Annotated in this window: 7 protein-coding genes; 3 read left to right on the forward strand and 4 right to left on the reverse strand. The window is 46.0% G+C overall.

All coding sequences use genetic code 11. From position 1 onward, the window contains the following. Positions 1-524, forward strand: a 524-nt coding sequence (locus tag H6S82_RS13795; protein WP_191056319.1) for an AAA family ATPase, incomplete at its 5' end; no start/stop codon positions are given. 33 nt (positions 525-557) lie between these two features. On the opposite strand, the gene H6S82_RS13800 is transcribed toward H6S82_RS13795, so the two are convergent. From H6S82_RS13800 to H6S82_RS13810, 3 genes are all read right to left on the reverse strand, one after another. Continuing rightward, positions 558-1,292 (reverse strand): hypothetical protein, encoded by a 735-nt coding sequence (locus H6S82_RS13800; protein ID WP_190472185.1) that lies wholly within the window; start codon positions 1,290-1,292, stop codon positions 558-560. A gap of 62 nt (positions 1,293-1,354) precedes the next feature. Then, on the reverse strand, positions 1,355-1,609 hold the full coding sequence (locus H6S82_RS13805) for an adenylate/guanylate cyclase domain-containing protein (protein WP_322111990.1): 255 nt from the start codon (positions 1,607-1,609) through the stop codon (positions 1,355-1,357). A 148-nt stretch (positions 1,610-1,757) separates the two neighbouring features. Beyond that, complete coding sequence (locus H6S82_RS13810; protein ID WP_190472182.1) at positions 1,758-1,958, reverse strand: hypothetical protein; 201 nt, start codon at positions 1,956-1,958, stop codon at positions 1,758-1,760. Positions 1,959-2,071: 113 nt separating this feature from the next. Here H6S82_RS13810 and H6S82_RS13815 point away from each other — a divergent pair, with 113 nt between their 5' ends. Both H6S82_RS13815 and H6S82_RS13820 read left to right on the forward strand, forming a co-directional pair. Further along, positions 2,072-2,320: a hypothetical protein gene (locus H6S82_RS13815; protein ID WP_190472179.1), complete on the forward strand. Its 249-nt coding sequence runs from the start codon at positions 2,072-2,074 to the stop codon at positions 2,318-2,320. Between the two features lie 318 nt (positions 2,321-2,638). Further along, entirely contained in the window at positions 2,639-4,465 is a 1,827-nt protein-coding gene (locus H6S82_RS13820) for an ABC transporter substrate-binding protein (RefSeq protein ID WP_190472177.1), read from the forward strand. Positions 4,466-4,513: 48 nt separating this feature from the next. Here H6S82_RS13820 and H6S82_RS13825 read toward each other — a convergent pair. Beyond that, positions 4,514-6,473, reverse strand: a 1,960-nt coding sequence (locus H6S82_RS13825; protein ID WP_242056939.1) for a WD40 repeat domain-containing protein, incomplete at its 5' end; no start/stop codon positions are given.

Consider the following 6,473-nt stretch of genomic DNA (forward strand, 5'->3'; position numbering starts at 1 on the left):
CTCTGTTTCCCATGCGGGGGGGAACTTCCGAGAGCGATTCCGGTGTGAGCGCTCGCGTCGTCGGTCAACTGCTCACGGAGATTGATGGCGTTCAATCCTGCGACAATGTGATGATTATCGCCGCCACCAATCGACCGGATATGATTGACCCCGCTCTGTTAAGAGCCGGTCGTCTCGATTTGCAACTTAAAGTAGATCTCCCTGATGTCACCAGTCGCCTAGAAATTTTGCGCGTTCACAATCGCGATCGGCCCTTAGCCGCAGATGTCAACCTAGTAGCTTGGGCTGTGCGGACAGAAGGTTGGAACGGTGCGGAACTGGCGCTGCTTTGCAATCAAGCTACTTTGCAAGCGATTCGACGCTATCGTATGCAAGGATTAACTAACCCAACTGGTATGTGCATTATTGCCGCAGATTTTGAAATTGCCTATCAATTTCTGCTAGAACGTCGTTTCACTAACAGCAGTCACTTGCAAACAAACACTGCACAACTTGCAAACAACCCAATTTCTGGATGGCAATAACTGAGGTTGACATGAAAATTAAGCGATCGCACATCAAAATACCACATCTTTACTTTTCAAAACCTTACCATCAGCTTCAAAACCTCGCTGCAAACCATCAAAATACTTTTCTACATTAGATTCCATCCACATTGCTGTTTCCCGATGACCTAAAACTGTCACTTTGTCCATTACCCAACGCCAATTTATTAAAGCTATGCCAGCTTTTTCGATCGCTTCCAGACTTTGGAAAACCCCTCGTGGAATCCGGACAGGCGAAACGGCATATTTCAGCAATTCTTCAGCATCTTCAGGGCAAACAATCTTGTTATCTTCGACTATAATCTTACCGTTATCATCGGGCTCTTCTCCTTGCCAATAAACTTTTCCGTTTAACGTATAACCCCAAGGTTGAATAAAGCGATCGATCAGATATTGCAACCATTCGATGTAGTGATAGAACTTCTCGCCGCCATCCCACTGAATACCGCTACCATTAGAGTTGGGAATCCATCGGCACCACAACCCAGGTTGTCCGGCTGGCGGTCGGTTGTAATCCACAATCGAAATTTCTGAATCTCTATCCCACTTTTCGTTAACAAAATAGCAGCCATCTTCACCTAACGACAAATGAACTGCTTCTCGTGCGGGGTCTGGAACATCTGCCAAGATGGTAACATCTCGCTTCATACGTCTGGTTCTGGAAAACTCTAATAAATAAAGAAATTCGCTATCGAATAATCGTTTGTCTAGATAAAAAGCCCCCTCAAATTCTGTCGTGTATCCCATATTTTATCCTATTACGGAGCGAGGTTTTGTCAGCAATGCCCACCGCTGAAAGATCGAAAAAATCATCCTTCGGCCTCCATTGGAGGACGTTTGCCTTTGAAGAGATAAGTAGTCATATCTCTCTTACCTTGTACATGGATAATTCCCCGCTCCTCAAAAATATACCGATTTTTTAATACTTCATAAATTGCGGGTGTGACTTGAATACAATTCGATATCCCTTGAGATTTGATGCGACTGGCTGTGTTCGCAGGATCTCGCCACAGATTGTAAATAAACTTTTTCAGAGCGATCGCGCCATCCAGCCGCCCAGCCACCGCCAATTCAGCCAGCTCGCACAGATGGGTGAGGTCTCATATCGAGTTGCAGTCAAAAATGTAACTTAAAGGCAGTCAAAAGTCAAAAGTCAAAAGTCAAAATTAGGAATTTCTTCCCGCTATCTCGTTCTCCCACTTCCCCACTCCCTCACTCTCCTACTCTCCCACTCCCCCACTCTTCCACTCCCCCCTCAGCTGCATCTTCAAGGGAAACAGGTGTGTGACGATCTGCTAATTGTCCACTGCGATCGCCAAAGCCATCTCTCCCAACACCCGATGCAACCGCGCTGCAACCGCTTAGCTTGCTTGTACCGCAAGGATTCGCGCCAAAGCGATCGCAACTTGCCATTTGAAGTAAAAACAGTCACCTAAGAGAGTGACACACAACGAGACAAAATCCTAACTGCATTTTTTTATTCTGAACCTAGAGAACGAAAACATTAAAAAGAGGGCATCAAACTTATGCAGAACGATATCAACTTCCCAATGATCGCTATTGTTAACGATTTAGATGCTCTGATAACAGAAATTGACCAAAACCCGCAGCTTTCTTCCTGGGTAGTGCGTCTGGTACTTAAGTCTATTAAAGATAAAGCACGAAATATGGTTATTGAAACTGCCCCCACCCCTGTATCGACAAATCAAGTCCCTCATTTGGAAGCATTAAGCAACTCATCGGCTATGGGTACGCGAGTTATGGTTCTCAAGTAGATGATAATTTGGTACACAGGGAAGTACAAGTCGAGCGAAAAGTCAATCCCAGAAACCCGGTTTCTTCAAGAAACCGGGTTTCTTCGTCCCTCACTCACCTACTCCTTTCCCGCTCAAAGAATATGTATGAAGCCGCGACCGGGGTGACCGGAGCAGAGGGGCTCTAGGGGAAAAAGAATAATACACAATCGAATGACAGGAAGAAAGTAAAAAGAATGTGATTGTACCTTTCTGGCAACATCAAGGTAAAATTAGTCACAGTCATAGACATTCCCCTAACTGATAAACTGTTTGCCAACGGCGTGATGGGCAGTTGATATGGAAGTTAAAGATGTTAAAGACCTGAAACAGCGATACGCAAAAGGAGAAAGAAATTTTCAAGATGTGGTTCTGTCTAAGGTCAACCTCACTGGAGTCAACCTGAGTGGAATCAACCTGAGTCGGGCGATCTTAAATAATGCTTCCTTAAGTCGGGCAATTTTAAGTGGAGCTAACCTAAGTAAAGCTTCCCTATATAAAGCCAGGTTGAATCGAGCCAACTTTAGTAACACCAATTTGAGTGAAGCAAATCTAAGTGAGGCAAATTTAAAAGGAACCAATTTCACAGGCGCAGATCTTAGAGAAACCAACTTCACAACAGCTATTTACGATGACAAGACCACATTTCCCGAAGGTTTTAACCTCGAAGGTAAAAATCTGATCAAATATGAGACAACTAAATCAGAACGAATAGGCAAGAAGTATTTTTATTTTATAGTTTTATTTACGCTGGTGTTAGCAATTATTATTATATCAAATTATCTCATAAAGTATTTACAGGATTTTGACCAGCCACTACCGGAAAGGATGAGCATGGGTCAAACAATATTAATAGGGAAAGAAGGTGAAGGCAATCAATCATTTCTAGATTTAAAAGAATTAGGAGTTAAGGCAATTACCAAAGGTGATTATTCGCAAGCTAAGCAGTACTTTGAAGATGCAATCGCCAAACATACTAATTCCCCCGAAACTCTAATATATCTCAATAACGCACGAATTGGACAGGAGAAAGCATATACGATCGCCGTAGTAGCTCCGATTGGTCGTGACCCAGGCGATGCGCTCGAAATTTTGCGCGGAGTAGCTCAAATTCAGGATGAAACTAATCGCGATGGAGGCATTAATGGAGTCAGGTTAAAAGTAGTGGTAGTCAATGATGACGACAAGGAAAACGAAGCCAAAAAAGTGGCTGAAGCTTTAGTAAAAACTTCACAAGTTTTAGGTGTCGTTGGACATTGGGCTAGCCAGGTAACATTGGCGGTAAAAGATATCTACAAATTCGGGCAATTAGTAGCAATTTCTCCGATCAGCACGGCTGTTGAATTATCAGGTGCTAGTCCCTATATTTTTCGGACAGTTTTTAGCGATTCTGTAGCAGCAAAAGCATTAGTCGATTACATGGTAGACTATCTGCATATGCAAAAGGCAGCAGTTTTCTATAATTCTCAGAGTGCATACAGTCGTTCTTTAAGGCGAGAATTTACGAATGCTCTTGGGGAAAGAGGTGGAGAAGCGATCGAAATTCCATCAGAACCTAATTTTTTTGATTTGTCATCTCAAGGCTTTATTGCTAAACCAAAAGTAGAAAAAGCTATCGATTGGGGAGCAGAAGCGATTATGTTAGCGCCCAATACAGCTTCCTTAAAAGAAGCACTACTGGTTGCACAAGTCAACAATAATCGATTGCGTCTTTTGGGGGGAGATGACGTGTATGGAGATAAAGTTTTACAAGATGGTGGAAAAGCAGTAGAGGGAATGGTAGTAGCTATTCCTTGGGATATCGACGGCGACCCAGATTCAGGTTTTGTTAAGAATGCCAAACAGCTTTGGGGAGGTGCCCAAATTAACTGGCGCACCGCCATGTCTTACGATGCGGCAAAAGCTTTGATTGCAGCGATCGAGAGATCGACAAGCAAGGGAAACGCGACGCGAGTGCGAGTGCGAGATGCTCTTGTTGGGCCTGATTTTTCTGCTCAAGGAGCCTCGGATACAATTAAATTTTCACAGAAAGGCGATCGCATCAATCCTCCCGTACAATTGGTAAAAATTGTTGCCTCTACAAATAACTACGATTTTGTACCTGTCCCTGCTTCTATTAAAGAATAATATTTATTCCTTTCGATCCCGATCCGATCGCTCAGGGAAAAAAGGTGATTACAAGCGAGTACCGATACCTTTGCACAGACGCCGATCGCTCGGATCGAGATTAGCATTAGTCAGGAGATAATCGCGCACCCAATCGCAACCGCGACTCAATAAATTATCCAAATCTTTCAGTTGCTGCCAATCATATAAAACGATCGTACCGTTCTTATCCGCTAAAGCCAAAACCTTACCGTCGGGGCTAAAACTGACACCCAAAACGCCTTCGCTATGTCCTTTGAGAGTGCGGATGGGACTGCCGTCGCGCCGCCAGAGTTTCACAGTCTTGTCCAAACTCGCAGTAGCGAGAATTTGACCGTCCGGCGACCAAGCCATATCCCAGACTGCATCGTTATGTCCGGTAATAGTTTTCAGCAATGTACCGTCATACTTCCAGAGTTTGACGGTATTGTCAAAACCACCACTAGCCAGAATTTGACCGTCGGGAGACCAAGCGAGAACTCTCACTCCCTCGTTGTGTGCTGGGAGAGTTTTGATGAGAGTGCGATCGCGCTTCCACAGTTTGATAGTACTATCGCCACTGCCAGAAGCAATAATCTCCCCATCCGGAGACCAGGCTACACTATAAACAGTTTTGGTATGCCCTTCCAATGTAAAGGCGCGAGCCCCGCTCCAAGTCCAGATTTTCACGGTATTATCATCATTGGCAGTCGCCAGCATCTGACCGTCCGGCGACCACGCTACATCCCAAATTTCTTCGCTCTTGGCGTCGATAGTTGCAATCCCCGTACCGTCAGACTGCCAAAGTTTCAAAGTTTTGTCCCAACTGACACTCGCTAAAGTCAGACCGTCCGGCGACCAAGCCGCGTTCCACACCTCATCGGTATGACCGGTCAAGGTTCTCAACAGACTACCGTCACTCTTCCAGAATTTGAGAGATCTGTCCGCACTGGTCGATACGAGAGTTTGACCGTCGGGAGACCAAGCGACACTCCTGACTAAATCTTTATGTCCTCTGAGGATTGCGATCGGTTTTTTATCGTCCAAGGGCCACAGTTTCACTGTCCCATCCCCACTCGCTGTCGCCAGAGTGCGTCCGTCCGGCGAGAAACTCACACCATAGATTTGCTGGGTATGTCCGGTGATGGTATCTACCAAGCTACCATCTGGCTTCCAGAGTTTTATGGTAGCGTCATCCCCGGCAGAAGCGATCGTTTTACCATCGGGCGACCAAGCTACACTCCTAACGCCCTTGCTGTGACCGGTGAAAGTTGCCACCTCAGTACCGTCCGCTTTCCACAGTTTCACAGTGCTGTCCCCGCTACCGGTGGCTAAAAGTTGGCCATCGGGCGACCACGCCACACTCCAAACTCCTTGAGTATGTCCGGTGAGGGTTTTAATTGGTGTACCGTCAGCTTTCCAGAGTTTGACGGTTTTGTCCTCGCTGGCGGAAGCGAGAGTTTGACCGTCCGGCGACCAAGCTACGCGCCAAACTTCAGCAGTATGTGCGACGAAGGTTTTTAGCCTTACACCATCTCGATTCCACAGTTTAATCGTGTTATCTCCAGTACCGCCGGATGTGGCGAGAATTTCTCCATCCGGTGACCAAGCTAAACCTCTGACGGAAGCTGTATGTTCTTCCAAGGTTTTTAGCAATGCGCCGTCTTGATTCCACAGTTTGACGGTTTTGTCCCAGCTGGCGGTGGCGAGAATTTTACCGTCGGGCGACCAAGCTACCTTTCTGACTGAATTGCCGTGTCCTTCTAGGGTTTTCAGCCAAGTGCCGTCCGGACTCCAGAGTTTGGCGGTTTTGTCCTGACAGGCAGTCACTATTGTCTTACCGTCGGGCGACCAAGCTACATCCCAAATAATACCGCTATTCTTCTCCAAGCGGTTGCCTTCTTTTACCCAGGCTACTGCTTGCTGTAGCGCGGTCATCACTTGGGCCCGCACTTCCGGGTCACCTTTTGCCCAAGGCGATCGTTGCATTTTTGTTCCCGCTTCCAATCCT

This window comes from Planktothrix sp. FACHB-1355 (genome assembly GCF_014748295.1).
GTDB lineage: Bacteria > Cyanobacteriota > Cyanobacteriia > Cyanobacteriales > Aerosakkonemataceae > Aerosakkonema > Aerosakkonema funiforme_A.